General features: G+C 65.1%; 24 protein-coding genes and 1 pseudogene. 20 read left to right on the top strand and 5 right to left on the bottom strand.

Annotated features, from left to right (window positions below):
- Nucleotides 1-5 precede the first annotated feature (5 nt).
- The gene (locus D8Z78_RS16555; RefSeq protein ID WP_420824325.1) at nucleotides 6-1625 is read right to left on the bottom strand and encodes an ISL3 family transposase; all 1620 of its coding nucleotides are present in this window, start codon (nucleotides 1623-1625) and stop codon (nucleotides 6-8) included.
- 61 nt (nucleotides 1626-1686) lie between these two features.
- Nucleotides 1687-2256, bottom strand: a pseudogene (locus D8Z78_RS16550) (pyruvate carboxylase); the annotation flags it as partial.
- A 66-nt stretch (nucleotides 2257-2322) separates the two neighbouring features.
- On the opposite strand from D8Z78_RS16550, the gene D8Z78_RS16545 reads away from it, so the two are divergent.
- On the top strand, nucleotides 2323-2550 hold the full coding sequence (locus D8Z78_RS16545) for a hypothetical protein (RefSeq protein WP_121634273.1): 228 nt from the start codon (nucleotides 2323-2325) through the stop codon (nucleotides 2548-2550).
- Between the two features lie 203 nt (nucleotides 2551-2753).
- On the opposite strand, the gene D8Z78_RS16540 is transcribed toward D8Z78_RS16545, so the two are convergent.
- Both D8Z78_RS16540 and D8Z78_RS16535 read right to left on the bottom strand, forming a co-directional pair.
- Complete coding sequence (locus D8Z78_RS16540; RefSeq protein ID WP_121634275.1) at nucleotides 2754-3584, bottom strand: GNAT family N-acetyltransferase; 831 nt, start codon at nucleotides 3582-3584, stop codon at nucleotides 2754-2756.
- A gap of 337 nt (nucleotides 3585-3921) precedes the next feature.
- On the bottom strand, nucleotides 3922-4197 hold the full coding sequence (locus D8Z78_RS16535; protein ID WP_121634276.1) for a hypothetical protein: 276 nt from the start codon (nucleotides 4195-4197) through the stop codon (nucleotides 3922-3924).
- Nucleotides 4198-4202: 5 nt separating this feature from the next.
- Here D8Z78_RS16535 and D8Z78_RS16530 point away from each other — a divergent pair, with 5 nt between their 5' ends.
- From D8Z78_RS16530 to D8Z78_RS16520, 3 genes are read left to right on the top strand one after another with little or no spacing between them, the layout of a single operon-like run.
- On the top strand, nucleotides 4203-4541 hold the full coding sequence (locus D8Z78_RS16530) for a hypothetical protein (protein ID WP_121634278.1): 339 nt from the start codon (nucleotides 4203-4205) through the stop codon (nucleotides 4539-4541).
- Nucleotides 4538-5674 carry a WD40 repeat domain-containing protein gene (locus D8Z78_RS16525; protein ID WP_121634280.1) on the top strand — a complete coding sequence of 379 codons (1137 nt, stop codon included), beginning with the start codon at nucleotides 4538-4540 and terminating at the stop codon, nucleotides 5672-5674. The genes D8Z78_RS16530 and D8Z78_RS16525 overlap by 4 nt, the downstream gene beginning before the upstream one ends.
- A gap of 17 nt (nucleotides 5675-5691) precedes the next feature.
- Complete coding sequence (locus D8Z78_RS16520; RefSeq protein ID WP_121634282.1) at nucleotides 5692-5871, top strand: hypothetical protein; 180 nt, start codon at nucleotides 5692-5694, stop codon at nucleotides 5869-5871.
- A 29-nt stretch (nucleotides 5872-5900) separates the two neighbouring features.
- On the opposite strand, the gene D8Z78_RS16515 is transcribed toward D8Z78_RS16520, so the two are convergent.
- Nucleotides 5901-6821 (bottom strand): hypothetical protein, encoded by a 921-nt coding sequence (locus D8Z78_RS16515; RefSeq protein ID WP_121634284.1) that lies wholly within the window; start codon nucleotides 6819-6821, stop codon nucleotides 5901-5903.
- A gap of 83 nt (nucleotides 6822-6904) precedes the next feature.
- Between D8Z78_RS16515 and D8Z78_RS16510 the strand changes: the two genes are divergently transcribed.
- The 16 genes from D8Z78_RS16510 (at nucleotide 6905) to D8Z78_RS16435 (ending at nucleotide 26533) form a co-directional block, all read left to right on the top strand.
- Nucleotides 6905-8164 (top strand): RNA polymerase factor sigma-54, encoded by a 1260-nt coding sequence (locus D8Z78_RS16510; RefSeq protein WP_121634286.1) that lies wholly within the window; start codon nucleotides 6905-6907, stop codon nucleotides 8162-8164.
- A gap of 541 nt (nucleotides 8165-8705) precedes the next feature.
- Nucleotides 8706-10370 (top strand): aromatic/alkene/methane monooxygenase hydroxylase/oxygenase subunit alpha, encoded by a 1665-nt coding sequence (locus tag D8Z78_RS16505; RefSeq protein WP_121634288.1) that lies wholly within the window; start codon nucleotides 8706-8708, stop codon nucleotides 10368-10370.
- An 80-nt stretch (nucleotides 10371-10450) separates the two neighbouring features.
- Nucleotides 10451-11509, top strand: a complete 1059-nt coding sequence (locus D8Z78_RS16500) for a 2Fe-2S iron-sulfur cluster-binding protein (RefSeq protein ID WP_121634290.1) — start codon at nucleotides 10451-10453, stop codon at nucleotides 11507-11509.
- Nucleotides 11510-11560: 51 nt separating this feature from the next.
- Nucleotides 11561-12622, top strand: a complete 1062-nt coding sequence (locus tag D8Z78_RS16495; protein ID WP_121634291.1) for an aromatic/alkene monooxygenase hydroxylase subunit beta — start codon at nucleotides 11561-11563, stop codon at nucleotides 12620-12622.
- A 22-nt stretch (nucleotides 12623-12644) separates the two neighbouring features.
- Nucleotides 12645-13019 carry an MmoB/DmpM family protein gene (locus tag D8Z78_RS16490; protein ID WP_121634293.1) on the top strand — a complete coding sequence of 125 codons (375 nt, stop codon included), beginning with the start codon at nucleotides 12645-12647 and terminating at the stop codon, nucleotides 13017-13019.
- A gap of 64 nt (nucleotides 13020-13083) precedes the next feature.
- Nucleotides 13084-14163: an NAD(P)-dependent alcohol dehydrogenase gene (locus D8Z78_RS16485; protein ID WP_121634295.1), complete on the top strand. Its 1080-nt coding sequence runs from the start codon at nucleotides 13084-13086 to the stop codon at nucleotides 14161-14163.
- 36 nt (nucleotides 14164-14199) lie between these two features.
- Nucleotides 14200-15225 (top strand): amidohydrolase family protein, encoded by a 1026-nt coding sequence (locus D8Z78_RS16480; protein ID WP_121634296.1) that lies wholly within the window; start codon nucleotides 14200-14202, stop codon nucleotides 15223-15225.
- A gap of 4 nt (nucleotides 15226-15229) precedes the next feature.
- Nucleotides 15230-16036, top strand: a complete 807-nt coding sequence (locus D8Z78_RS16475) for an iron-sulfur cluster assembly protein (RefSeq protein WP_121634298.1) — start codon at nucleotides 15230-15232, stop codon at nucleotides 16034-16036.
- A 76-nt stretch (nucleotides 16037-16112) separates the two neighbouring features.
- On the top strand, nucleotides 16113-17744 hold the full coding sequence (gene groEL / locus D8Z78_RS16470) for a molecular chaperone GroEL (protein ID WP_121634300.1): 1632 nt from the start codon (nucleotides 16113-16115) through the stop codon (nucleotides 17742-17744).
- Between the two features lie 69 nt (nucleotides 17745-17813).
- Nucleotides 17814-18857, top strand: coding sequence for an NAD(P)-dependent alcohol dehydrogenase (locus D8Z78_RS16465; protein ID WP_121634302.1), 1044 nt, complete (start codon nucleotides 17814-17816; stop codon nucleotides 18855-18857).
- Nucleotides 18858-18938: 81 nt separating this feature from the next.
- Entirely contained in the window at nucleotides 18939-19334 is a 396-nt protein-coding gene (locus D8Z78_RS16460) for a VOC family protein (RefSeq protein ID WP_121634304.1), read from the top strand.
- A 35-nt stretch (nucleotides 19335-19369) separates the two neighbouring features.
- Nucleotides 19370-19894 carry a Twin-arginine translocation pathway signal gene (locus D8Z78_RS16455; protein ID WP_121634306.1) on the top strand — a complete coding sequence of 175 codons (525 nt, stop codon included), beginning with the start codon at nucleotides 19370-19372 and terminating at the stop codon, nucleotides 19892-19894.
- 18 nt (nucleotides 19895-19912) lie between these two features.
- Nucleotides 19913-21484: a GMC family oxidoreductase gene (locus tag D8Z78_RS16450; protein ID WP_121634308.1), complete on the top strand. Its 1572-nt coding sequence runs from the start codon at nucleotides 19913-19915 to the stop codon at nucleotides 21482-21484.
- 76 nt (nucleotides 21485-21560) lie between these two features.
- Entirely contained in the window at nucleotides 21561-23765 is a 2205-nt protein-coding gene (gene katG / locus D8Z78_RS16445) for a catalase/peroxidase HPI (protein WP_121634309.1), read from the top strand.
- A 172-nt stretch (nucleotides 23766-23937) separates the two neighbouring features.
- Nucleotides 23938-24537, top strand: a complete 600-nt coding sequence (locus D8Z78_RS16440) for a hypothetical protein (protein WP_240672158.1) — start codon at nucleotides 23938-23940, stop codon at nucleotides 24535-24537.
- A complete protein-coding gene (locus D8Z78_RS16435; RefSeq protein ID WP_164932990.1) occupies nucleotides 24515-26533 on the top strand; it encodes a sigma-54-dependent Fis family transcriptional regulator in 2019 nt (672 codons plus the stop codon). The genes D8Z78_RS16440 and D8Z78_RS16435 overlap by 23 nt, the downstream gene beginning before the upstream one ends.
- The last annotated feature ends 156 nt before the right edge of the window (nucleotides 26534-26689 follow it).

Raw genomic sequence — 26689 nt, 5'->3', positions numbered from 1 at the left:
CTGCCTCAATCTGTGTGGCGCAGTGGCAGCATTCGGGCTCTGAGGAGTTCTGGTCCGGCGCGACCGTACATGGCGCGCTTGAGGGTCTTCAGGCGATTGACTTGGCCCTCAGCCTGACCGTTGCTCCACGGAAGTTCGATGGCATTGCGCACGGCCTCGATGTCGCGGTGCAGCGTGCGGGCAAAGCGCATGATTGGTGGGATGCCAGTCTCAATGGCCAGGTCGATCCATGCGTCCAGCGGGGCGGACTGGTCGCCGCGCAAAATGCCCTGAAACCGCATGGCAAGGCTCCGCATCGTGGCAAAGCTTGGCGATCCGGCCTTCAATGCATCTACCTTTTGGGCCTGGTCTGCGGTCAATTTGCGTCGCGGCTTGATACAGAGCGCCGCTGCGACAACCGGCGAAATGGCGTGACCGGTTTGCGGGTCCCGCACAGGCGCCAGGGGCAGCGGCGTGTCGGTCGGGCCTGCTAGAACGGTTTGTTCATCCCTTCGCCATCCGGCCAGCAGACGTTGCAAATGAGACAAGCTGCCCTCATAGCCATGGCGTTGAATTTCGACCAATAATTCCTGGCCGGACCGGATACCCTGTTTCCAGAGATCGGCCAGTATGCTCTCAAAATACCACGGCGACGTGGGCTTCAATGCAGCTCGGCGGCGGTCTGGTGGCGAGTCGGAGCTCAACCACTTCGCCACACTACGACGCGGGAAGCCGGTCCGACGTCCAATTTCGCTACAAGACAGCCCTTGATCACGAAGCGCATGGATGTTTCGGAAAATTTCCTCACGTGATTTCCGATGAGCAAGACGCGATCGCAGTAGATGATTGGCCGTGCTGATGTTTTCGGCATCTGACAATAGCGCCCGCCCGGTGGCGCGGCCATGCATATTCATCTGCTCTTCAATGGCCTGGCGCAGGTTCTGGACGAGATGGAAACGGTCTGCGACCTGCAGGGCTTGCGGTGCACCCTGACGTGCGGCCTTCGCATATCCGCCACAACGATCCCGACTGATGACTTCAATCTCAGGGTGCTGCCGCAGCCAGCTCGCACAGCTTTCAACGCTCCGATCCGGAAGAATATCAATTACGGTCTGCCGCTCGAGATCGACGATGATGGTTCCGTAAGTCTGCGACTTGCGCCAGCTCCAATCGTCGATGCCAATGACCGTTGGCGGCGGGGCGACGCTTTCCGCACACTTCTTGAGGTGTCGCAGCACCGTGTCATTGCTGACACCGACGCCTAAACGGCGCAAGAGCCGCTCGGCAGGCCGTCCACCCGTGGCGTGCCCCAGATGAACTACAATGTCATCAGCACGCGAAGTTCGACGTGCAAATGGACGCGCAATTGACGAGGTGTAGTCCGAAAAAGTCCGCCGCGGGCACGTGGAAGCGCGACATCGCCACCTGCAGACCCAGAGTGCGATTGTTACCTTGTCGCCAAGTGCAGGTAAATCCTGTAGCCGCCTTTGCCGCCACCCGTGACGACGCCGAGAATGCAAACCACAATCTGGGCAGATGCCTCTCGGTGCCAAAACACCGGATACAAGCCACCCGCCGGAATCACGTCGCTTAACGCCTTGAACCGAAACGTCGCTCCCGGGCGACCAGTGCTTTTTTGAAATCACGACTATCCCTCCCGAATGTTCCAAGCTCAGGATAGTTGCGCCACACAAATTGAGGCAGAACCGTATGGGCGACTTCGTGCCAGCGTTTCTCCAGCCCCATCGACCGGGCCTGGGCCTTGAGGTTGGTGAACTGCCCGCCGGGCTTCTCGTGCAGGTAGATCTCTGAGGCCGGGGCCTGCATGCCAGATTCAAACTCGACATACTGTCCGTGCACCGCCTCCCAGTAATCGCTGACCTGGCGGACCGTCTCGATATCCAGCCCGGTGTCGCGGTCGGTGTGCATCAGCGCCTCGACGATGGCCCCCAGCGTCGGCTGCGAGGTGTTGCCCGGCAGCGCATCCATCGCCGCATCCGCCGCATTGACACCCATCTCGGCGGCGGCGTGGATCGTCGCCCCAGCGATACCTGAGGCATCATGCGTGTGGAAATGGATCGGGATCGAGATCTTGTCCTGCAGCGCCTTGATCAGCACCCGCGCGGCAGAGGGCTTCAGGAGCCCCGCCGTGTCTTTGAGGCCCAACACATGCGCGCCGGCCGCCTCCAGCCCCTTGGCCATGCCGACATAGTACTTGAGGTCGTACTTGGCCCGGTCGGGGTGCAGGACGTCGCCGGTGTAGCAGACGGCGCCCTGCCCGGGGTCATCGCGGACAGCTGGCACCGCTGCCTCGGCTACGGGCTGGAGTCGACGGCCAAGCCCATGGACGCCGTGCTGTCCTACGCCGAACTGCGCGAGGCCCGCGCGCGCGACGCGGCCCTGATCGCCGTCGTCCGCCCCGAGCTGGAACTGCTGAGCAAGCAGATCGCCGGGACCAATTTCATGACGGTCTTCGCCAATTGCGATGGTGTCGTGCTGGACGCCTCGTATTTCGCGCGTCTCCGCCTGACCCGTCCCGCGCGGGCGTCCGGGCCCCAGCGATGCCGCTGACCGCCCGCGCAACCTGGTCGATCTGGAAACCCAGTTGCAAGTCCGCGCCGTGCGCTGCCCGAGCAATCCCGTGCGCGAGGCGAAGTGCCGCGAGATCAACCGCGCTTTCCGGCATTGCGGGTCGAATGTCGCACTGACCGCTCGCAAGATCGGCGTGTCGCGCAACACTGTCTATTCCCATATCTTGAGATGATCCCGTCCCGTCAGGCGCCAGACCCGGGCAGCGCCGCGCCGAGATCCGCCATGCAGCGGTCGGCATCCTGCTGACTCAGGAACCGCATGGCCGCCGGGTCGGTGCCGGAGCGCAGCACCATGCCCACGACCCGGCGGATATCGTCTTCGACGACGAACAGGCCCAGGTCGGGGCGGCGGCAGCGATGCTCTTCGATAAAGCGGCTGAGCGCCTCGGGGGAGGGCCAGCCCGGGTCCTCGCCCCGGCGCGGGAGAAGTTGGAGAAGGCCGGGCGCATCCTTCTGAGTCGCTGGGCGCACAGTCGCCGCGCCGCAGCTCTGGACCGGCGGGTGCAGGACCAGCCATTGCTCGGGCGTCATGACGTGATCGAGGCAGGGAAGTGCGCGGCCCTCGGACTGAAAGAACATCCGCCGCCCCCCCGGCCTGCGTGAGAACCCAAGCGAGGCCAGGACCGCACGAGAGGCGTCGTTGTCGGCGCGGCAGGTGGCCAGCAGCGGCGCGCCCTGCGCGGCGACATGTGCCATGATCGCCCCCGTCAGCGCGCGCGAGACGTGCCCCAAACCCCGGAACGCGGGGTCAATCCAGAACCACAGGTCCGGCACAAGGCAAAGGCAGCCGATCGGGACGCCGTCGCGCGCGATCACCCGAAGACGACGGTGCGGGTCCCGGGCGATCGCCAGGATCTCTTGTGCCTCGGCGGGCCCGAAAGGGTGTCGGACCGCCGCCATCCAACGGGCGGTCTCCACTGCGCCCAACTGACGCGTCACCGCTGGCACATCGCCCGGCGTCATCGGCCGCAGGCACAGGTCGTCGAGCGTCAGGATGTCCGGAAAGTCGTCCATGGCGGGGTCCCCGTTGGGTTGGATCGCCTGGCCAGCCTTTCCCGGATCGGGCCGCGAATCAACTGTCTGATTCGGTTTTCCGGCTTGCCCGCCACCATTCTGCGGCGCAGAAAAATTATTGTGGAACAGAGTGTTACGTTCTCCCTCCGGCGATTGTAACGATGCATTACAGATTCATGATTTTCGGCGGTAAAGCTCCGAAAACCGCAGGGATTCCTTTGCAGCGCGGGGGGCACTGGATAGATTCATTGGCACTTCATCAATCGGAGGCTCAGGGGAGGAGAGGCCGATGTCGCGATCAACGATCCAAGGGAGTCCCGGCGCCGGGCCGGCGGCCTCAGTGGGACCTTGGCGTGCCCGGCGCGTGGGGCAGCAGATCCCAGATCGCCGACAGGTCGCCGGCCATCCTGGCGTGAACCTGGGCCAGAATCCGGTCGCGCAGGTCGCGCGGCAGGGCATGGACGCCCTCACGCGCGGCCAGCAGATCCAGCGGCGCGCGGCTGTCCAGCGCCTTTCGGGCCGCCGCCTGGCACGGGGCGGCCTCGGGGCTGTCGGTCTCGGCAAGGACCTGGTGCAGGGCGGTCAGGAAACGGGCGTCGGCGGGGTCGAACATCGGGCTTGGGTCTCCGGTTGCGGCTGTCGGGCAGCGTTTGGGCCGGGATCATGACCGGTCAGCCGCGCAATATCCAGACCATCCTCGCGGCCCGGCTGGCGGTGATCCAGTCCATCTCGGAGGCCAACAGCGAAACCCTGCGGCTAAACCAGATCGCCAGCGGCATGATGATCCTCGACCAGAAGGACGCGGAAGACGGCGCCGATGTCGCGCCCGGCGCGGCAGAGCGTGCCGCCGTCGACGCCGCCTTCGAGACCTGCCGCGCCCGGATTGAAACGCTTGAGGCCGCTCTGGCCGAGCTGGACCGCGAACTCAAGGCAGCCACGGAGAGAAAGCCAGAATGACAAAACACGACGCCCCACCCGCCATGTCGCTGTTCGACCTGATCGCCCGGTCCTGGGACTTTGGCGCGCCTGTCCGCGACGTCCGGTTCAATGCGATCGGGTCGTCCGTCGCGGTCGGCCTGGACGACGGAACGCTGGCCTTCCTTCCGATGAAGGATGCCGAGGACCCCGAAACGCGGATGCGCGTCGAGGCGGACACCGGGCGCATGACGATCCGCCCGCGCAGCAAGGCGCTGCCGACACCCGTGCGGACCGACCAGCCGCAGGCCGCCGCCGGGCTGTGCCTGTGCCGCGTCGCGCAGCAGGGCTTTGCCTTTGTGCATTCGGACGGGGCCGAGGTCTGGCGGGCCACCGCGCGCGGCCAGACCCTGCGTGTGGCACGGGCGGGGCAGGGCCCGATCACCGCGCTGGCGACGCTGCCGGACCGGCAGGGCATTCTGGTCGCCCGGGGGCCGGAGCTGGAAATCCTGTCGCCCGAGGATGGCCTGTCCGTCCGGGCGACGGCGCTGGATCACGACACCCGTGCCATCGCGACCTCCTCCGATGCCGGGCGGATCGCCTGCTGGGGCCCGGGACGGGTCACGATCCTGCGCACCGACGATCTGTCGACCCTGGCCCGGATCGACACGGAGGGAGAGCCGGGCCCGCTTGGCTGGTCCCCGGACGGGCGCTGGCTGATCGGCGGATGCGGCGACAAGGCGGTGCTTCTGGTCGATACCGGGACGGGCGCGGCGGATCGCATCGTCGGTTTTCCCGCCCCCGTCGCGGCAGTCGGCTTCAGCCGCAGCGCCGGCGCGATGATGACCTCGGGCGCCTTCCGTGTCACCGGCTGGCGCCTGCCCGACCTGCCCTTCGGTGATCACGAGGGCACCCCGGTCGAAACCGGCAAGCCCGGGCTCACCATCGTCGAGAAGGTGGCCGTCCATCCGGCGCGCGACCTCTGCGCGGCGGGCTACGCCAACGGGCTGGTCACGCTGTGCCAGATCGGCCGGCGCGAGGAAATGATGCTGCGCGAGGGCGGGGGCGACCCGGTCACCGCGCTCGAATGGTCGGCCGATGGCGCGCATCTGGCCATCGGCACCGCCGGCGGAACGGCCGCCGTCGCGGCCTTTCCCAAAGCCATGTTCAAGTAACCCGACAGGAGGCTTCCATGACCCAGACACTGACCACCGAAGAGCAAAGCAAGGACGTCTATTTCCAGTCCCTGGCCAAGATCGCCGAAGAGATGATCGACGACCACGGCAAGGATTTCGCCACCGGCGCGCTGATCCTGGCCGCGCAATGGATCGCCCAGGGCCGCATCGGCAAGGCCGAAGACCCCATGCATTAGTGACCGGCGGCCCGGTCCCGGCGCTTCGGCTACGGGACGGGCGCGGTCAGGCTCTGGATCTGGCTGATCAGGATCGCGCTGAGCGGCGCGGCGAGCGGAGCGAAGGTGCCCGGCGCCGTGTCCGCAGTGCTGTCCAGCAGCGCAGTCAGCTTTGGCGTGACCAGCTGAGCATAGGCGCAGAATTCATGAATCCGAAACGTCGCGAAATAGAGGCTGTCGTCGTTCACCAGCACCTTGTCCCCCGCGGGCAGGTGCCCGGCGGTGCCAAGCAGGTGGCCATGCACAGCAGTGCTGAGGATCGTAAGGACGGATTTGCGCCACTTGGCGTAGTCGGTATCGGCGGAATGGTCGATGCCCACGCTGTACAGCTTTTCAGAGATCGCCTTGTAGGCGCGCCCGCCGGCGATGTGGCGGCGCCAGAAATCGTTGGCGTCCTCGGCGCTGCGGCACTCGGCCAGGCGCTGCGCCAGCTTGGGCCGGATCAGCAGGATCAGGGCCGTGTCCACGTCCTCGGACAGCGATCTGGCGATCTGCATCGCGGGCATCGGCAGTTCGGTCAGGGACAAAAGACGCAGCGCCGCCATCTGGTCGGTCAGCCGGGCAGTGACGCCAGCCAGCCCATGCCACTGCGCTGGGGTCAGGCCCGGGACCGCATGGCCATGGCCCGCGACCGCCGCCGCATGAATCGCCCGGACCCACAACAAGGCCTGATCGAACAGGAACACCAGATCGACGGCGGCGCTGTCGACCGGGTGATCCGGCCGGGGCACGGCACGAAAGCCCGGCAGCGACCGGATGCCGGCGTGCCAGCTGCGGTCGAAATCCAGCCTCCGCGCGGACCACAGCTGTCGCACGCGGGCCAGCAATTGTGGCGAAAGCCCGGGATAGGACATCTCGGGCGCGGTGTGGGGAAGCGGCGTAATAGCGCCCCTGGGAAGGGAGTCGGCCATGTCGTCGATCGTCCTTATGCTGCCGAGCAGAGACTAAACCGGGCCTTCGCGATCTGGCCAGATGTTTCCGCAGAGGGCCAGACATGACGCTTTCGACCCGGTTGCACCCCAGCCAGACGCAAAGTTTCCGCCTTGGCCATGTGACCCATGTGTTGCAGATGTCGGGCGAAGAGCTGGACGACCACCTCTACCGGACGGCCCGCGAGAACCCGCTCTTGATCGTGCGCCAGCGCCGCTACACCGCGATCCGCGCAGGCAGCGCGGCGGATCTGATCGACGCGGGCATGGCGAACCGGCCGACCAGCCTTTACGATCACGTCCTGCACGAGCTGGCGGGCCTGATCGGCCACGGCGGGCCGATGGAGCGGCTGATCCTGGGCCTTGTCGAAGAGCTTGAGCCTTCGGGCTGGATCGGCCGGCCGGTGCCCGAGATCGCGGACAATCTGGGCCTGGCTTGCCACCTGGTCGAAACCGCGCTGGCGCTGGTGCAGCGCCGGGTGTCGCCGGCGGGGCTGTTCGCCCGGGACCTAGCGGAATGCCTGCGGCTTCAACTGAAGGACAAGGAGCTGTGGGACGCGGAAGCCGAGGCCGTGCTGGCGCATCTGCCAGCGCTTGAGCGCGGCGGGCCCGCCGCGCTGGCTCGCGCCGCGGGGCTGGACGACGCCACCGTCGCCGCGCAGTTGGCCCGGTTGCGGCGGCTCGATCCCAAGCCAGGCGGGCAGTTTGCCGCCGATCCGACGCTGATGCGCGCGCCCGATGTCCGGATCGAGCCCGACGGCGACGGCTGGCGCGCGGTCTTCACATCGCGCTTTGCCACCGAGGTCGCCGTCCTGCCCCGTGCGGAGGCAGATGTGTCGCCCGACCTGCGCCAGGCCCTGGGCGAAGCGCGGGCGCTGAAACAGGCGATGGATCTGCGTCACAACGCCCTCAAGCACATCGTTCAGGTCATCATCGACGTGCAGGGGGCCTTCTTTCGTGGCGGCCCCGAGGCGCTCAAACCCCTGACGCAGGCGACCATCGCACAAAGGACGGGATTTCATATCAGCACGGTCAGCCGGGTCCTGAACGGCCTGCTGATCGAAGGGCCGAACGGCATCGTCGAGGCCCGGACGCTGTGCCCACGCCCCTCTGCGCGCGGCGGCGCCGGGGGCGCAGCCAAGCCCAGGGTGATCGCCCGGCTGCGCGCCCTGCTGGCCGCCGAAATGCCCGACGCGCCGCTGTCCGATCAGCAGCTTGCCGACCGGCTGGGGCGCGAGGGGCTGCGCGTCTCGCGCCGCGTGGTCGCGAAGTACCGGCAGGAACTGGGCTTTGCCCCGGTCGCACAGCGGCGCTTGCGGGCCTGATCCCATCCGGACATCCGCGCGGACAGGGGCCCTAGGGCCCCTTTTTTCATGGCCGGACCCCGCCGACCGGGCCGCGCATCCCGGCGCGCGCCATGGGTGTGTAACGCGGCGGTGTAACGTCCGGACCGGCCCTGTGTAACGCCCGGTGTAAAGGTTCGAAACACTCGCCGCCGAGCCCGCCAATGCTGCATCTGCATATCTTCTGCCTGAAATAAAAAATCTCGTAAAAACACCGCAATGTCAGTCGGTTATAAGAAAAACTCATGCTGCAGATGCACATTTAGCCTCTCTGGAACGGTCCTTGCAACAACAAGGGCACAACAGGCGGAACTCCAGGGAGGAGGATCGCCGAAGAACGAAGGACTGGGAGGAGAAACGCCGGACGTGGCCTTGCCCGACGCACCGCGCACCGCGTTTCAAATTTCCGCACCTTTGCCGAGAGACCTTGCAGCCGCCGCCCGGCGCGCTGTGCGTACCGAAATGGCGCAAGACGCCACATGTGGCCGGCGAACCGGCCGAGAGCTTTAAGGAGGCTCATCGCATGACTTTGACGCTTAACAAGATCACGTCTCAGCGTGGAATCTCGGTCGGGGAGGCGACCAAGAAGATTGCCGACCTCGGTTGGAATCCCTCCTATGTCCAGGAAGCGGCGACCTTCCCGACGGACTACAAGATCACCAAGGCGCCGCGCGACCCGATGAAGCAGGTCCTGCGGTCCTACTTCCCGATGGAAGAAGAAAAGGACAACCGGGTTTACGGTGCGCTCGATGCCGCACTGCGGGGCGACATGTTCCGCAACGTCGAGCCGCGCTGGATCGAATGGATGAAGCTGTTCCTGGCGATCATCCCCTTCCCGGAAATCTCTGCTGCGCGGTCCATGGCCATGGTGGCCCGCCTGTCTCCGGGTGAGGATCTGCGCACCGGCTTCACCATGCAGATGGTCGATGAATTCCGTCACTCCACGATTCAGATGAACCTGAAGAAGTGGTACATGGAGAACTACATCGACCCGGCGGGCTTCGACATCACCGAAGAGGCGTTTGGCAAGTGCTACGCCACCACCATCGGCCGCCAGTTCGGCGAGGGGTTCATCACCGGCGACACCATGACCGCCGCCTGCATGTATCTCACCGTGGTGGCGGAAACAGCCTTCACCAACACGCTCTTCGTGGCCATGCCGTCGGAAGCTGCGCGCAACGGCGACTACGCGCTGCCCACGGTGTTCCTGTCGGTGCAGTCGGATGAAAGCCGCCACATCGGCAACGGCCACTCGCTGCTGATGGCCGCGCTGAAGGAGCCGGAGAACCACCTGCTTCTGGAACGCGACCTGCGCTACGCCTTCTGGCAGAACCACGCGATCGTCGATGCCGCCATCGGCACCTTCATCGAATACGGCACCACCAACCGCGACAAGGAAAAGGAATCCTACGCGGAGATGTGGCACCGCTGGATCTTTGAAGACTACTACCGGACCTACATGCTGCCGCTCGAAAAGTACGGCGTGAAGATCCACCACGACGACGTGCAGGAAGCCTGGAACCGGATCACCAAGAAGAACTACGTCCACAAGGTCGCCCAGTTCTTTGCCGTGGGCTGGCCGGTGAACTTCTGGCGGATCGAAGCCCAGACCGACAAGGACTTCGAATGGTTCGAGCACAAGTACCCGGGTTGGTACGCCGAATTCGGCGAGTTCTGGAAGTGGTACGCCAAGCTGTCGAAGCCGGGCGAGACCGTCATCACCTTCAACCAGGACACCGGCTACGTCTATCCGCACCGCTGCTGGTCGTGCCTCGTGCCCTGCCTTATCCGCGAGGACATGGTGGTCGACGAAATCGACGGGCAACTGCACACCTTCGCTCACGAGCTCGACCGCTGGACCGCCGTGGAGGCCTTCTCTGACGAGTATCAGGGCCGTCCGACCCCGGCGATGGGCAAGTTCTCCGGCAAGCGCGAGTGGGAAACCGTCTATGACGGCTGGGACCTTGCCGATGCGATCAAGGACCTGAACTTCGTTCGCGAGGACGGCGAAACGCTGGTGCCGCAACCGCACCTGCGGTTCGACAACAAGGACATGTGGAAGTTGGAGCACGTCCGCGGGCACACCCTGCGCTCGCCGCTCAACATGCTGCGCTCCATGTCCGACAGCGAACGCGAGGCGCATGTCGCCGAGTACCGCCGCGGCTTCACGATCAACCCCTGCAACTGAAACAGGGACGGGAGCCGCGCCCGCGGCTCCCGGACATACGGCCGCGCCGGCGTACGCGCGCCGTTTAAAGGGAGGGAAGAATGACGGAAGTTTATACCGTCCGATTGGAGCCGGTGGGCGTCGAATTCGAGGTCGAAGAGGAAGAGACCATCCTCGATGCCGCGTTCCGCCAGGGCATCGCGCTGCCGCACGGATGCAAGGAGGGCCAGTGCTCGGCCTGCAAATGCGTTCAGCTCGACGGCGAGACGGAGATGCTCAAGTACTCCACCTTCGCGCTGAACGAGAGCGAGAAGGACAGCGGTCACATCCTGATGTGCCGGGCTGTCGCCTTCAGCGATGTCGAAATCGAACTGCTGAACTACGACGAGGAGGTTTTGTCCAAATCCATTCCCGTCCGTCAGTTCTCGGGCAAGATCGTCGATTTCCAGAAACTGACCCATGACATTCGAGGCGTTCAGATCGCGCTGGATGCACCACTCAAATTCTGGGCGGGTCAATATGTCGACATCACGGTCACGACGGAAGCGGGGGAGGAGATTACACGCTCGTTCTCCATGGCAAATTCGCCGAGCGAAGCCCAGGAACTCGGTTTCATCATCAAAAAGTACCCCGACGGACGCTTCTCGAACGAGCTCGACGACGGCGGAATCAAAGCCGGCGCAGACGTCAGCGTCGAAGGACCCTACGGGATGTGCTTCCGACGCGAAGGACGAGACGGACCGGTGATCCTTGTCGGTGCAGGTTCTGGCATGTCGCCCGTCTGGTCGATCCTGAACGACCATGTCGCAAGCGGCGAGGACCGGCCGGTGTATTTCTTCTACGGTGCCCGGTCGCGCGATGACCTGATCCTGCTGGACGAAATCGATGCCCTGTGCATGGCTCATCCGGCCGTCGAGTTCATTCCGGTGCTCAGCCATGCCGATGACGATGCCAACTGGACCGGCGAACGCGGCTTTGTACACGAGGCCGTCGACCGGCACCTGAAAGAGCTGGGCATCGACGGGGACGGCGACGTCTATGCCTGCGGTCCCCCGCCGATGATCGATGCACTGACGCCGGTGCTCTTCATGCACGACTTCGACACCGACCGCATCTTTTTCGACAGGTTCACGCCCACTTCCGGTTCTTCGGGCCACTGATACCGGCCCGAACGCTAGTGACGTGACTTCAACCAACCAAGGGAGGCTACAATGGTAGCAACATCCAGTTCCGTGGGTTCCGGTGCCGCGGGCGCCGCAGAATTCGTCGGCTCGAAAAGCCGCAAGTACAACTACTTCACCCCGCGCGGCAAGCGCGCGACCCATTACGAGGACGTCACCTGTGACGTGCAGCCCGATCCCGAACGCTACCTGATCCAGAACTGGATCATCGAGTTCGAGGGCGGCAAGGGCGGCGGGGCCTATCGCAAGGACAACACCGCGGCGCTGTCATCGAACTGGCACGCGTTCCGCGCGCCCGATCAGGAATGGGAACGGACGCATTACCAGCGCCAGTCCAAGATCGAGACCATGGTGCAGAACGTCATCACCAACGCCCGCAAGGCCGGCGCACACAAGGTGTTCGACAAGGTCTGGCAGACCGTTCTGCAAAAGCATCTGGGCGCCTGGAAGCACGCCGAATTCGGCCTAGGCACGTCGCTCATGCAGGCGCAGCGCTACGGCTACACCCAGATGATCAACAACGCCACGCTGACCAATTCGTCGTACAAGATGCGCCTGACGCAGGACATCACGCTGTACCTGGCCGAGATCGGCATGGACATCGACGGCTGGGACGACGAGCTGGGCAAGAAGACCTGGCTGGAAGACCCGATCTGGCAGCCCTGCCGCGAGGCCATCGAGACGATCATGGGCTCTGAGGATTATCTCGAGCAGTATTTCGCGATCAACATCGTGTTCGAGCCGCTGGTGGGCGAGCTGGTCCGTTCGGGCTTTTTCATGCAGGCGGCGGCGGCCAACAACGACTTCATCACCCCGCCGGTGATTTCCGCCGCCGAGGCCGATTACGAGCGCAACCTCGCGAACACGGTCGACCTGATCTACCTGCTCGCCAACGACGAACAGCACGCGGCGCACAACAAGGCGCTGTTCCGGTCCTGGCTCGCCAAGCATGGCGCGCTGGCCGAAAAGGCCGCCGACGCGCTGCAGCCGATCTGGTCGCAGCCGCATTCCAAGCCGGTCTCGTACCAGGACGTGAAAGAGGTCTCGCGCGAGCGCCTCGCTCAGATCCTCGGCGAGCTCGGGCTCAACTAACCATCCAGACAGGGAGACAGGGATGTCCAGCACAGCGCGTAACGCAACCAAGCAGAACATCTTCAAGTCGATGAAGGACATCGACCTCACCTCGCGCGAGGTCTCGCACCAGTGCGGCGTGACGATGAACGACAGCGTCGAGGCCCGCGCCATCGCGGAGTTCATGGAAGAGAACAACCCCAGCGTGACGGTGACCTACAACCCCGCCACCATCCGCATCGACGGTGAGGGCAAGCTGATCTTCAAGATGGACGAGATCACCGAATACCTCGGCCGCGAGATGACCGCCGAGATCTTCGAGGTGAACACCTCGACCCACTATGGCCGCATGGTCCGGGTCGACGACAACACGGTGATCCTCTTTGGCGACATGAACGAAGTGATGGAATACATCTGATCGTTTCTTTCGGTGGGTGCGGACCAACCGCACCCATCGTTCCCATTAATTTCAAGAGGTTGCCATGGCTACCATGATGAAGGCGGCGTGTTTCGTCGAAAAGGGACGCATCGTCCTCGAGGACAAGCCGATCCCCGATGTCGGTCCGAATGACGCGCTGATGCGCGTCACCACGACGACGATCTGCGGCACCGACATTCACATCCTCAAGGGGGAATACCCGGTCGAAAAGGGCCTGACCATCGGCCACGAGCCGGTCGGCGTGATCGAAAAGCTGGGCTCGGCGGTCAAGGGGTTCCGCGAAGGCCAGCGGGTGATCGCGGGCGCAATCACCCCCTCGGGCTGGAGCCATGCCTGCCTCTGCGGCTACTGCTCGCAGGACGGTGCGGGCACGAAACACGGATGGAAGCCCATCGGCGGCTGGAAGTTCGGCAACACCATCGACGGCTGCCAGGCCGAATACGTGCTGGTGCCCGACGCCATGGCCAACCTCGCCCCCATCGCCGACGGCCTGACCGACGAAGAGGTGCTGATGTGCCCCGACATCATGTCGACCGGCTTTGCCGGGGCCGAGAACGGCGGCATCAAGATCGGCGACACGGTTGCGATATTTGCCCAGGGGCCCATCGGCCTTTGCGCCACCGCCGGGGCCCGCCTGATGGGTGCCAGCCGGATCATCGCCGTCGACCGAATCCCCGAACGGCTGGCCATGGCACAAAAGATGGGCGCGGACGACGTGGTCAACATCGGCGCCTCGAACGATCCCGTGGGCGCGATCATGGAGCTCACGGACGGGCGCGGCGTGGACGTGGCCATCGAGGCCCTGGGCCTGCAGGCTACCTTCGAGGCGGCGCTGCGCGTCATCCGCCCAGGCGGCACCTTGTCGAGCCTTGGCGTCTATTCCAGCGACCTGACGATTCCGCTCGATGCCTTTGCCGCCGGGCTCGGCGAAAAGTCGATCCGCACCGCGCTCTGCCCCGGCGGCAAGGAGCGGATGCGGCGGATGATGGATGTCGTCCGCTCGGGCCGGGTCGATCTCAAGGGGCTCGTCACCCACCGCTACAGCCTCGACGACATCGAGGATGCCTATGACCTCTTCGGCAACCAGCGCGACGGCGTGCTGAAGGTCGCAATCACCACCTGACCCAAGACCGGTCATGCAAACCAGGGAGGAGAACCCATGTACAAGACACCTGACGGCAAAGAGATCTTCGTTCTCGACGGCCACACCCATTTCTGGGACGGAAGCCCCGAGAACCAGTCGAACGTCCACGGCAAGCAATTCATCGACTGTTTCTATGCCTATCACACCAACCTCAGCCCCGAAGACCAGCTTTGGGAGAAGTCGAAATTCGAGAAATACTCGGAAGAAGACATCTACCGCGATCTCTTTGTCGACGGGCCGGACGACATGGCGATCATTCAGACCACCGTGCTGCGCGATTTCTACAAGACCGGTTTCGGCTGTCTCAAGCGGGCCAACGACATGGCCGCGCGGCATCCCGAGCGGTTCATCGTCAACGGCTCCTTCGATCCGCGCGATGGCGAGAAGGCACTGGAATACATCCACTGGATGAAAGAGACCTACGACATTTCCGGCGTGAAGATGTACACGGCGGAATGGAACGGCGACAGCAAGGGCTGGGCGCTGAACGACCCGGCCGCCTACAAGTGCTTCGAGCTGTGCGAGAAGCTGGGCATCAAGAACATCCACGTCCACAAGGGCCCCACCATCATCCCGCTGTCCAAGGACGCCTTCAGCGTCGATGACGTGGATTATGCCGCGACCGATTTCCAGAACCTCAACTGGATCGTCGAGCATTGCGGCTTGCCCCGGCTGGACGATTTCTGCTGGATCGCCACGCAGGAAACCAATGTCTACGCCGGGCTTGCGGTGGCCATGCCCTTCATCCATTCGCGCCCGCGCTATTTCGGCGAAATCATGGCCGAACTGCTGTGGTGGGTCGGCGAGGACAAGATCCTGTTCGGATCGGACTACGCGATCTGGACGCCGCAATGGCTGGTCGAGAAGTTCTGGGCCTACCAGATCCCCGAGGACATCTCGGCCGAGCGCGGGGGCGTTCAGCTGACCGACGCGGTCAAGGAAAAGATCCTTGGGCTCAACGCGGCCAAACTCTACGGCATCGATGTCGAGGCGAAGAAAAAGCAGCTTGCCGGCGCCCCTGTGCAGATCGCGGCGGAGTGATCGGATGCTCGTAGCCCAAGTAATGGCCGAATGTGAACTCGAGGTCTGGGACTGCCTGTCGGCAGTCTCGGATCCCGAACTCGACGAGCCGATCACCGACATGGAGTTCGTGCAGGCGGTCGAGATCTCGGACGACCTGGCCGTCCGGGTCGATTTCCGTCTGCCGACCTACTGGTGCTCGCCCAACTTTGCCTTCCTGATGGCCTTCGGCATCCGCGCGCAGGTGATGTCCCTGCCTTGGGTAAAGGACATGACCGTGACCCTCATGGATCATTGCCTTGGCGACGAGGTCAACGAAGGCGTGAACAGCGGTCGGCCCTTCCACGAGATCTTTGCCGAGCAATGCGGCGGGGCCGTGCTGAAAGAGGTCGTGCAGACTTTCATGGCCAAGGCGTATGACCGGCGCCAAGAAGCGGTGATGCTGGGCCTGCGCGCGATGGGGCGCAGCGATGCCGAGATCGTCGGGATGACGCTGGGCACGCTGCGGCACCTGAACGTGGCCGGCGCCGAGGCGCAGCGGCAAATGCCGCGCTATCTCGAGATCCTCGGGGTGCAGGGGCTTGCGCGGGGCGACAGCGATCCTGCCTTCCCGACATGGGACGGCGGGCGGATCGCCGCTGCGGACCTGCCCGCGCATCTAGGCCGCCTGCGGGCCACCCGCATCAACATGGAGTTCAACGGTGCGCTCTGCCGGGGGCTGGGCAAGACCCGCTACAAAGAGGTCGAGATCGGCCCCGACGGCCCCACGCTGGTCGATTTCATCGCCGGTCGTGTTCCGCCGCGAGACATGCCGAAACCCGGCCCGCACTAGGGCCGCCAGCGTACTGACACAACACGACAAAAAGAGAGGAGGCCCAGGGACATCCCCTGGGTCCAAGGAGGAAGATATGGCTAAACTCATGGTGCATGGAAAGTCCGCCCGCAAATGCCTGGCGCGCGGGGTCGCGCGGCTGGCGGCGGCGGTGGAGCCGACCCTGGGTCCCAAGGGGCTCAACGCGATGGTCGACCGCCCGGTCGGTACCCCGCTGGTCACCCGTGACGGGGTCAGCATCGCCACCGAGATCGAATTGCGCGACCGGTTCGAGAACATGGGCGCCCAAGTGGTGCGCGAAGTCTCGATGCAGACCAACGACGTGGCCGGCGACGGCACGACCACCGCCATCGTGCTGGCCAATGCGCTGATCCAGAACGGGGTCGAGCTGACCGACAGCGGCGTGCGTCCGGTCGATCTGTGCCGGGGAATCGACCTCGCGGTGCAGACCATCGTCGCGGCCATCGACGCCTCGTCGCGCGACTGCACCGAAACCACGGATTATCTGCAGGCCGTCGCCCGCGTCTCGGCCACCGACCCCAAGCTGGGCGCGCTGGTCTCGGAGGCCTACAAGCGCGTCGGGCGAGACGGGGTGATCTCGGCCGATTTCGGCGTGACGATCGACACCACGATGGAAGTGGTCGAGGGCATGTCCTTCGAACGCGGCTACATCTCGCACCACATGGTCACCGACCGCGAGCACATGGAAGCCGTGCTGCGCCACCCGCTTATCCTCATGACGGACCAGAAGATCCTCAAGCCCGAGGTGCTCGACACCGCGCGGCGCATCGCCGACGAGGAAAACCGCCCGCTGCTGATCATTGCCGAAGAGATCGCGCCCGAGGTGGTCATCACCCTGCTCGAGAATGGCGGCGCGGGCAAATACCTGATCGTGCATCCGCCCGAATACGGCCATTGGCGCCAGGCCATGATGGATGACCTGGCCATCCTGACCGGCGGCGAAGTGCTGGCGCGCGATCTCGGCAAGAAGATCGAGAACGTGACCCGCGCCCAGCTGGGCGGGGCCGAGACGGTGCGGACCCAGGCCTCGCACACCTCCATTCTGCGCGGCGAGGGCGATCCGGAAGCGATCATGGCACGTCGCGCTCAGGTGCAGCGCCAGCATGACGTCGCCCCGCCGAACATCGAAAAGGACAAGCTGCGCGAGCGCCTCTCCAAGCTGACCGGCGGCAGCGCGATCATCTACGCCGGCGGCTTTACCCCGGTCGAGCAGAAGCGCACGATCCAGCTGATCGAGGACGCGCTGTGCGCGGTCCGCGCGGCGGCCGAGGACGGCGTGGTGGCCGGGGGCGGCACCGCGCTGGCGCAGATCGCGCCCTGCCTCGACACGCTGACCGTCAGCGGCGACATGGCCCGCGGCGTGGCGCTGGTGCGGTCGATCCTGACCCAGCCGGTGCGCCGGATCGCTCGCAACGCCGGGGCCGATGCCGACGCGGTCTGCGAACGGGTTGTGAACGCCGCCAAGGACCATGGCTACAACGCCGCCACCGGCGAATTTGGCGACATGTTCGAGGCCGGGATCATCGACCCCGCCCGCGTTCCCGCCAGCGCGCTGGTCAATGCCGCTTCGGTCGCAACGCTCATCCTCACCACCGAGACGCTGATCGGCGATCTTGATGAGGGAGAGGCCGACCCGACCGAAGGCCCCGCATTGGGCGGCGGCGCCGAACTTCTGGGCCGCAAGTAACCCGCAGGCGGCAGCCCCACCGGGTCGCCCGAGAGACGGCGGCCCGCCCCGTGACAAGGAAACGAGACAATGAAAGCAGCGAGACTCTACGAATACGATCCCGCGATGAACGTGCAGCTGAAGATCGAAAATGTGGCTCCTCCCACGATCACAGCTCCGGACGAGGTGATCGTCAAGGTCGGTGCGGCCGGTTTGTGCCGCACCGACCTGCATATCATCGAAGGTGTCTGGAAGGACATCATGGACGGCGAAGGCAACCTGTTGCCCTACATCATGGGCCACGAGAATGCCGGCTGGGTCGAGGATGTCGGCAGTTCCGTCACCTCGGTCAAGCCCGGCGACGCAGTGATCTGCCACCCGTTCAACGCCTGCGGCATCTGCCTGAGCTGCCGCTACGGCCACGACATGTATTGCGATCACGGCAAGTTCCCCGGTCTCGGGCTCGACGGCGGCTTTGCCGAGTATTTCAAGACCAACGAACGCGCGGTTATCAAGCTGAACACCGGCATCACGCCGCTCAGCGTGGCGCCGATGGCCGATGCCGGCATCACTGCCTACCGCGCCGCCAAGAAGGCAGCGAAGCTGCTGCACCCGGGCGGCTACGTAGTGCTCTTGGGCATTGGCGGGCTGGGCCATATCGCGCTTCAGGTGCTCAAGCACACGTCGGGCGCGCGGGTCATCGCCGTCGACCAGGAACCGGGCGCCCAAGCGTTGGCCAAGGAGCTGGGCGCGGACATCGTCATCGCCGGCGGCGCCAACCTTGTGGACGAGGTCAAGGACCTGACCGGCGGCGGCGCGCATGTGGTCATCGACTTCGTCGGTGAACACGGCACCGAGAACCTGTGCTGGAAGATGCTCCGCCAGGGCGGCGAGCTGATCATGGTCGGCTATGGCGGCGAGGTGCGGGTGCCCACGCTCGAGCTGGTCGCGAACGAGATCAAGATCGGCGGCAGTCTCGTGGGCGATTTCGTCGAGCTGGTCGAGCTGATGGAGATGAACGCCGACGGCAAGGTGATGATGCACCAGACCGAATACAAACTCGAAAACATCAACCAGGCCATCGCCGATTTCAAGGCACGCAAATTCACCGGGCGCGGCGTCATTGTCCCCTAGCCCCTCCGCCGACCGGTGAACTCCCAGCGGCCGGCGGAACGTCGGCCGCACCCCACCCTCAACGACCCAAGCGAGGACGACATGGCCAAAGCCATCCATTCCATGATCCGCGTGTTCGACGAGGCGCGCTCGGTCGATTTCTACGATCGGGCCTTCGGCCTCAAGGTCGCCGACCGGCTCGATTTTCCCGATTTCACGCTGGTGTATCTCAGCAACGCCGACTCCGGGTTCGAGCTTGAGCTGACGATCAACAAGGACCGCAAGGCGCCTTACGACCTGGGCGACGGATACGGCCATTTCGCCGTCTCGGTCGACGATCTCGACGCCGAACATGCGCGTTTCGAGGCCGAGGGGCTCGCCCCCCGCAAGCTGGTCGACTTCGCCCCGGCCGGAACCCGCGTCGCCCGCTTCTTCTTTGTCGCCGATCCCGACGGCTACCAGATCGAAGTGCTCGAGCGCGGCGGGCGTTTTTCCTGAAATCCAAACGTCTTTCCAGGAGGAGACACAGACCCATGACCCGTTCCCCAGATTTCCGGGCGCTGACCCGGCGCCAGCTTCTGACCCGCGCCAGCGCGGTCGGAGCCAGCTTCGTGGCGGGCGCAGGCTTCATCGCCGCGCCCGATGCGGCCTGGGCGGCCGAAACCAGCCACCTAGAGCCGTCCACCTTTGCCACGCTGGTCCAGATGGCGCGCGACATCTACCCGCATGACCGCATCCCCGACGCTTATTACGTGATCGCGGTCAAGGGCTACGACAGCGTCGAGGCCGCAGGCCGCGTCGAAGCCGGGATCGCCGCACTGAACGAGGCGGCGCGCGGGCGCGGTCACGGCCACTATCTCGACATAGGCTGGGAACGCGACCGCGTCGACCTGCTGCGGTCGATCGAGGGCAGCGCCTTCTTCCAGACAGTTCGCAGCGGGCTTGTCACCGGCCTTTACAACCAAAAGGCGGTCTGGCCGCTCTTTGGCTACGAAGGCGAGAGCTTTTCCCACGGCGGCTACATCGACCGTGGCTTCGACGACATCACCTGGCTTTGAGCAGAAGGAAAAGTACGCATGTCTGCACCATTTGACCTGTCCGACGACAGCGTCGTCGTGATCGTCGGCACCGGCGCCGGTGGCGGCGTCCTGGCCAACGAGCTTGCGCAAAAGGGGGTAAGCGTCGTCGCGTTGGAAGCCGGCGGGCGCTACCTGCCCGAGGATTACATCAACGACGAATGGGAGAGCTTCGGCCAGCTGGCCTGGACCGACGCTCGCACCACCAGCGGCGACTGGCGCGTGGCCCGGGATTTCCCCGGCCTGCCAACCTGGATCGTCAAGGCGGTCGGCGGCTCGACCGTGCACTGGGCGGGCGCCAGCCTGCGTTTTCAGGACCACGAGTGGAAGGCCGCGACGACCTATGGAGAGGTGCCCGGCGCGAACCTTCTCGACTGGCCCATCGACGGCGCCGAGATGGCCCCCTGGTACGATCTGGCCGAGAAGAAGCTGGGCGTGACCCGCACCAACGGCTGGCCGGGCCTGCCGGGGAACAACAACTTCAAGGTGCTGGAAAAGGGCGCCAAGGCGCTTGGCTATACCGAGGTGTCGACCGGACGCATGGCGATCATGAGCCACGAGACCGGCGACCGGACCATGTGCCAGCAGACCGGTTTCTGCTTTCAGGGTTGCAAGTGGGGCGCCAAGTGGTCTTCGGCCTATACCGACATCGAACAGGGCGAGGCCACGGGCAAACTCGAGGTCCGCACCAAGTGTCATGCCGCGCGCATCCTGCACGATGACAGCGGCAAGGTGACAGGTGTCGAATATTTCGACGAGACCGGCGCCCTTCAGATGCAGGCCGCGCGGGTGGTCTGCGTGGCGGGCAACTCCATCGAAAGCCCCCGCCTGCTGCTCAACTCGGCCTCGACCATGTTCCCGGACGGGCTGGCCAACAGCTCGGGCCAGGTCGGGCGCAATTACATGCGCCACACCACCGGGTCGGTCTACGCGGTCTTCGAGCAGCCGGTGCACATGTACCGCGGCACCACCATGGCCGGCATCGTGCAGGACGAGGCGCGGCACGATCCCGCGCGCGGCTTTGTCGGCGGCTACGAGCTGGAAACGCTCAGCATCGGCCTGCCGTTCATGGCGGCGTTCCTCGATCCCGGCGGCTGGGGGCGCGAATTCACCTCGGCGCTTGACGGCTACGCCAACATGGCCGGCCTGTGGATCGTCGGCGAGGACATGCCGCAAGAGGCGAACCGCATCACGCTCAGCCCCGACGTCAAGGACCAGTTCGGACTGCCCGCGCCCAACGTGCATTTCGACGATCACCCGAACGACATCGCGATGCGCAACCACGCCTATGCGCAGGGCGCAGCAATCTACGATGCGGTCGGTGCAGTACGGACCTTTCCGACGCCGGCCTACCCCTCGACACACAACCTCGGCACCAACCGGATGTCCGAGCGGCCCGAGGACGGTGTCGTGAACCGGCATGGCCAGACCCATGACATCGCCAACCTCTTCGTGTCGGACGGCTCGCAATTCACCACCGGTGCGGCCGAGAACCCGACCCTGACCATCGTGGCGCTTGCCATCCGCCAAGCCGAGTACATCCGCGGCGCGATGGCGCGCGGCGAGATCTGATCGCCCGATCACCCCGACCCGGCGCCCCGCGCGCCGGGCCGACCCCAATGACCCAAGAAGAACGACAGGGAATGACATGGACGGAAACGACATCAAGATGACCGGGGGCTGCCCGGTCATGCACAATGCCACCAACGTGGCGGGACGCACGAACCGCGACTGGTGGCCGAACCAGCTGAACCTGCGGATCCTGTCCCAGGGCGGCGGCGATCCGATGCCCGAGGACTTCGACTATGGCAAGGCGTTCGAGGCGCTCGACCTCGATGCAGTCAAGGCCGACCTCACGGCGCTGATGACTGACAGCCAGGAGTGGTGGCCCGCCGATTACGGCCATTACGGGCCCTTCTTCATCCGCATGGCCTGGCATTCGGCGGGCACCTACCGCACCGCAGACGGCCGCGGCGGCGCTTCGACCGGGACCCAGCGCTTCGCGCCGCTGAACTCTTGGCCGGACAACGGCAACCTCGACAAGGCGCGGCGCCTGCTCTGGCCGATAAAGGAGAAATACGGTAATGCGCTCAGCTGGGCCGACCTGATGATCCTCGCGGGCAATGTCGCCATCGAAAGCATGGGCGGGCGCACCTTCGGCTTTGGCGGCGGCCGGGCGGATGTCTGGGCCCCCGAGGAGGACATCTACTGGGGGTCCGAGGCCGAATGGCTCGCCACGTCGGACAAGCCGGGCAGCCGTTATTCGGGCGACCGCGAGCTCGACAATCCTCTGGCCGCCGTGCAGATGGGCCTGATCTACGTGAACCCCGAAGGCCCGGACGGCAATCCCGACCCGATCGCCTCGGGGCGCGACATCCGCGAAACCTTTGCCCGCATGGCGATGAACGATGAGGAAACCGTCGCACTGGTCGCGGGCGGCCATACCTTCGGCAAGGCCCATGGCGCGGGCGATCCGGCGCTGGTCGGTGCCGAGCCCGAGGCGGGCCCGCTTCAGGACATGGGCTTTGGCTGGCTGAACAGGCACGGCACCGGTCGCGGCGTGGACACCACCACCTCGGGCATCGAAGGGCCGTGGACGGCCAACCCGACCAAATGGGACATGGGCTATTTCGATGTCCTCTTCAGCTACGAGTGGGAGCTGACGAAAAGCCCCGCCGGTGCGCAGATCTGGCACGCCAAGGGGCTTGAGGACGACAACCGCGCGCCGCAGGTCGACGGGTCGGGCCAGACCGTGCCGCTGATGATGACCACCGCCGATATGGCCATGCGCATGGACCCTATCTATGGCCCGATTTCCAGGCGGTTCCACCAGAACCCCGAGGACTTCGCCGAGGCCTTTGCCCGCGCCTGGTTCAAGCTGACCCATCGCGATATGGGGCCCAAGCCCTGCTATCGAGGCAAAGAGGTGCCCGCCGAAGACCTGATCTGGCAGGATCCGGTGCCCGCGGTCGATCACCCGCTGATCGACGCCGCCGACATCGCAGCGCTCAAGGCGGAAATCCTCGACTCGGGGCTGACGGTGGCTGATCTGGTCTGGACGGCCTGGGCCTCGGCCTCGACGTTCCGCGGCTCGGACAAGCGGGGCGGGGCCAACGGCGCCCGGATCCGGCTTGCCCCGCAAAAGGACTGGGAGGCCAACGATCCGGCCCGCATCGCCCCCGTGCTGGACAGGCTGGACGGCATCCGCCTGGCCTTTAACGGCCGCGCGGCGGGCGGCAAGAAGGTTTCGCTGGCCGATCTGATCGTGCTGGGCGGAGGCGCGGCCATCGAGGCGGCGGCCAAGGCTGGTGGCCATGCCATCGCCGTGCCCTTCACTCCGGGGCGCACCGATGCGACCGAGGCCCAGACCGACGCCGAGTCCTTCGCCCCGATGGAACCGAAATCCGAGGGCTTCCGCAACTATCAGAGCCAGAGCTTCCGCTACCCCGCCGAGGCCCTGCTGGTGGACCGCGCCCAGCTTCTCACCCTGACCGCGCCCGAGATGACGGTTCTTGTCGGCGGGCTGCGCGCGCTCGGGGCGACCTGCGGCACGGACGGAGTCCTGACCGACCGCCCCGGCACGCTCAGCGCGGATTTCTTCGTCAACATCCTGGACATGGGCACTGAATGGGTGCCGGCGGATGACACGGAAACCCGCTTTGAAGGTCGGGACCGCAAGACCGGCCAGGTCAGATGGACCGGCTCGCGGGTCGATCTGGTCTTCGGGTCCAACTCGCAGCTCAGGGCCCTGTCCGAGGTCTATGCCAGCGGCGCCAATGCCGGGATGTTCGTCGCGGACTTTGTCGCCGCCTGGTGCAAGGTGATGAACGCCGACCGGTTCGACCTCGGCTGATGGGCCGGGCGCTGTCCCATGAACGACCCGAACGCCGCCCGGCGTTCGGGTTTGGCTGACTGTCGCCTTGGGCCCACGCGCGGCGCGGCCCGCCACGGTCAGCTAAGCGTGTTCATTAACTGGGCACATCGAAGAAAAGCGGCCATTTTTACGTAGCGTCGTTATGGCCGGAATGTTAATCTACACTAAGGAGGAGAACGCCTTGGATATCTTTTCAAAGCGTGAGGGATCGCGGTCGGAAGACGTGCGGGCCCGAAAGCTGTTATCGGAAAACGCCGGGACGATCCGCAAGCTTGCGGACCAGATCAGCAATGGCGGATTCACCAAGATGCGGCAGGACCAGGCTCGCCGGAAGGAAGAGCCGAAGCCCGATGGCCTCCTGATCTATACCATGTCGGCACCCAAGGTGACCGACGATCCCGACCCCCATGTCAGAGTAAGCCCGAACGGGCGCGTCGTACTATTCGACCGGACGTCCGGCCGACAGATCCAGCTTCTGGGACAGATCCTCAGGACCGGCGGATCGCGTCGCTTTGTCCTTGCGACGGAAGAGAACGGCTATCTCTCTCCTGTCAGCAGCGAACTCCACGCTCTCCTGGCCCCCTACGAGTCACGAGAGTTCGGCGCGGATTTCACGGAGGACGACATCGCCCGAACGTTCGGGATCTGCTTGGGGCTGGTGGAGACGCGGCCTTCAGGGGGCGGATCTCCCGCGCCCCGGACCGAGACAGAGGACGGCACAACCGAAGATGACTCGAGCGAGCTACTATAAAGCCGGCAAGGACGCTTCCATACTCAAGGCCTCTATCGCCGACCGGGCGGCGGAACGCGACGTCCGGATGGCCTGGGAAACCTTCGTGACCTCCGAACAATCCGACGAGCTGCGGACGGGCGCGGTCCGGGACGACATCCTGGCCTCGTGGCAGCGCAGCAAGGACCTGGGCGTCAACGCTGCCACGCAATCCTCTCGCATGATCCGGGACGAGAACGAGATTTCGTTGCGCCGCGAACGCAACGCCCATCTCAGACGCGCCGCCTCTGCCGCCTTCAAGCGGCTCGAACCCCACCTGAGCGATGCGAAGTCCATCCTCATCCTGGCTGATGACCAGGGCGTGATCATCGACGCGATCGGCGACGCGGCCATCCTTGACGAAGGTCAGGACATCCATCTGGAAATTGGCGGCCAATGGGATGAGAAGGTCGTGGGCACAAATGGCATCGGAACGGTCCTGCGCACCGGCAAGCCAATGTATGTCCACGCCGCCGAACACTTCGTCGAAGGCGTCCAGACCTGGACCTGTGCCGGCGCCCCGATCCGCAATCCGTTCGACGACACGGTGATCGGGGTGGTCGACCTGTCCGGCCCGCCCGACATCTTCCGCCGTCACAACGTGGCCCTCGTGCTGGCCGCCGCGCGCGAGATCGAGATCGCGCTGGCCGAACAGCAGCGGCAGGAACGCACCCTGCTGCTCGAAGCCTTCCTGCAGTCGAAATACAGCCACGGCGACAAGTCCGTCCTGCTGCTGGACCGCAACGGGCGCATCCTGTTTCGCCGCGGCGTCGACGACACCAGCTTTCCGGCCTCGAACCTGCTTCTGGTCGGACACAAACTGCTGCCCGATCTCGAGGCCTTCTCGGAAAAGGATTTGCCGAACCTGCTGCCGCCCGAGGTGAAGCCGCAGGGCCTCGAACGGCTGATGCTGGACAATGCCTATCGCGGCGCGGCGCTGTTCCTGCGCTCGGATGCGCCCCGGCCGCTGGTCCGAAAGGGGGCGGTGACCCTCCAACCCCGGCGCGACGTCCCGGAAGACACGATCCAGATCATCGGCACCTCGCCCAAGATGGTGGAAGCCATCGAACTGGCCGAACGGGCCGCGAAGGTGAACGTCTCGGTCCTGATCCAGGGCGAAACCGGTGTCGGCAAGGAATTGTTCGCGCGCCTGATCCACAGCCGCCTGGGCCAGACGGATGCGCCCTATGTACCGCTCAACTGCGCCGCCATCTCGGGCGACCTGATCGGGGCCGAGCTGTTCGGCTATGTCGACGGCGCCTTCACCGGCGCGGTGCGGGGCGGACGGGCGGGCAAGTTCGAACAGGCCGACGGCGGCCTGCTGTGTCTGGACGAAATCGGCGACATGCCGATCGAGTTGCAGCCCTACCTGCTGCGCGCGCTCGAACAGCGTGCGATCTACCGCATGGGCGACAGCAAGCGCCGCCCCGTCGACGTGCGCCTTGTCGGCATGACCAACCGCGATCTGCGGCTCGAAATCGAAAAGGGGTCGTTCCGCCGCGATCTGTTCTACCGGATCGGCGTGGTCACCATCATCGTGCCACCCCTGCGCGAACGCCGCTCGGACATCCTGCCGCTGATTGAACATTTTTCGTCCCATTACGCGCAGGAATTCGGCCGGTCCCGGATGCGCTTTGACAGTGAAGCGACCGAGAGCCTGGTCAGCTATCGCTGGCCCGGCAACGTGCGCGAGCTGCGCAACACGGTGCAGCGGGTCTACCTGGTGGCATCGGGCCCGGTCGTGACGGTCAAGGACCTGCCTCCGGAACTGCGCAGCGATTTCGACGAGCCCGAGGCGCATTCGCTGGAAAGCATCCTGAGCGGCAATTCGGGCGACTTGGAAAGCATCGAGGCGAGCGCGATCCGCCGGACGATCCTTGCGGAAAAGGGCAATCTGACACGGGTCGCGGCGGTTCTGGGCATCTCGCGGCCCACGCTGTACCGCAAGATGCGCCAGTACCGTATAGAGCGGGAGTGACGCGGCGCGCCGACCGCAGGCCAGGACGCGTCTTACCTGCCGCCGCCCGGTCCGGCGCGGACAGTGTCTTTGCCATCGCGCGGCGCGCTCGGGCTCAGGCAAGTCACCGGTAATTCCGATTTATGATATTGCATTCAGGCGTTGACGCTGCCCGGT

Source organism: Tropicibacter alexandrii (assembly GCF_003667315.2).
GTDB lineage: Bacteria > Pseudomonadota > Alphaproteobacteria > Rhodobacterales > Rhodobacteraceae > Tropicibacter > Tropicibacter alexandrii.
Note: the sequence above shows the minus strand (reverse complement) of the source record. Positions and strands in the feature narration are given on the sequence as shown.

Excerpts from the sequence above, each read along its gene's own strand:
- D8Z78_RS16545 (WP_121634273.1), top strand. The coding sequence starts at position 2,323 with ATGGACGCCGTGCTGTCCTACGCCGAACTGCGCGAGGCCCGCGCGCGC.
- D8Z78_RS16540 (WP_121634275.1), bottom strand. The coding sequence starts at position 3,584 with ATGGACGACTTTCCGGACATCCTGACGCTCGACGACCTGTGCCTGCGG.
- D8Z78_RS16535 (WP_121634276.1), bottom strand. The coding sequence starts at position 4,197 with ATGTTCGACCCCGCCGACGCCCGTTTCCTGACCGCCCTGCACCAGGTC.
- D8Z78_RS16525 (WP_121634280.1), top strand. The coding sequence starts at position 4,538 with ATGACAAAACACGACGCCCCACCCGCCATGTCGCTGTTCGACCTGATC.
- D8Z78_RS16520 (WP_121634282.1), top strand. The coding sequence starts at position 5,692 with ATGACCCAGACACTGACCACCGAAGAGCAAAGCAAGGACGTCTATTTC.
- D8Z78_RS16515 (WP_121634284.1), bottom strand. The coding sequence starts at position 6,821 with ATGGCCGACTCCCTTCCCAGGGGCGCTATTACGCCGCTTCCCCACACC.
- D8Z78_RS16510 (WP_121634286.1), top strand. The coding sequence starts at position 6,905 with ATGACGCTTTCGACCCGGTTGCACCCCAGCCAGACGCAAAGTTTCCGC.
- D8Z78_RS16505 (WP_121634288.1), top strand. The coding sequence starts at position 8,706 with ATGACTTTGACGCTTAACAAGATCACGTCTCAGCGTGGAATCTCGGTC.
- D8Z78_RS16500 (WP_121634290.1), top strand. The coding sequence starts at position 10,451 with ATGACGGAAGTTTATACCGTCCGATTGGAGCCGGTGGGCGTCGAATTC.
- D8Z78_RS16495 (WP_121634291.1), top strand. The coding sequence starts at position 11,561 with ATGGTAGCAACATCCAGTTCCGTGGGTTCCGGTGCCGCGGGCGCCGCA.
- D8Z78_RS16490 (WP_121634293.1), top strand. The coding sequence starts at position 12,645 with ATGTCCAGCACAGCGCGTAACGCAACCAAGCAGAACATCTTCAAGTCG.
- D8Z78_RS16485 (WP_121634295.1), top strand. The coding sequence starts at position 13,084 with ATGGCTACCATGATGAAGGCGGCGTGTTTCGTCGAAAAGGGACGCATC.
- D8Z78_RS16480 (WP_121634296.1), top strand. The coding sequence starts at position 14,200 with ATGTACAAGACACCTGACGGCAAAGAGATCTTCGTTCTCGACGGCCAC.
- D8Z78_RS16475 (WP_121634298.1), top strand. The coding sequence starts at position 15,230 with ATGCTCGTAGCCCAAGTAATGGCCGAATGTGAACTCGAGGTCTGGGAC.
- groEL (WP_121634300.1), top strand. The coding sequence starts at position 16,113 with ATGGCTAAACTCATGGTGCATGGAAAGTCCGCCCGCAAATGCCTGGCG.
- D8Z78_RS16465 (WP_121634302.1), top strand. The coding sequence starts at position 17,814 with ATGAAAGCAGCGAGACTCTACGAATACGATCCCGCGATGAACGTGCAG.
- D8Z78_RS16460 (WP_121634304.1), top strand. The coding sequence starts at position 18,939 with ATGGCCAAAGCCATCCATTCCATGATCCGCGTGTTCGACGAGGCGCGC.
- D8Z78_RS16455 (WP_121634306.1), top strand. The coding sequence starts at position 19,370 with ATGACCCGTTCCCCAGATTTCCGGGCGCTGACCCGGCGCCAGCTTCTG.
- D8Z78_RS16450 (WP_121634308.1), top strand. The coding sequence starts at position 19,913 with ATGTCTGCACCATTTGACCTGTCCGACGACAGCGTCGTCGTGATCGTC.
- katG (WP_121634309.1), top strand. The coding sequence starts at position 21,561 with ATGGACGGAAACGACATCAAGATGACCGGGGGCTGCCCGGTCATGCAC.
- D8Z78_RS16440 (WP_240672158.1), top strand. The coding sequence starts at position 23,938 with ATGTTAATCTACACTAAGGAGGAGAACGCCTTGGATATCTTTTCAAAG.
- D8Z78_RS16435 (WP_164932990.1), top strand. The coding sequence starts at position 24,515 with ATGACTCGAGCGAGCTACTATAAAGCCGGCAAGGACGCTTCCATACTC.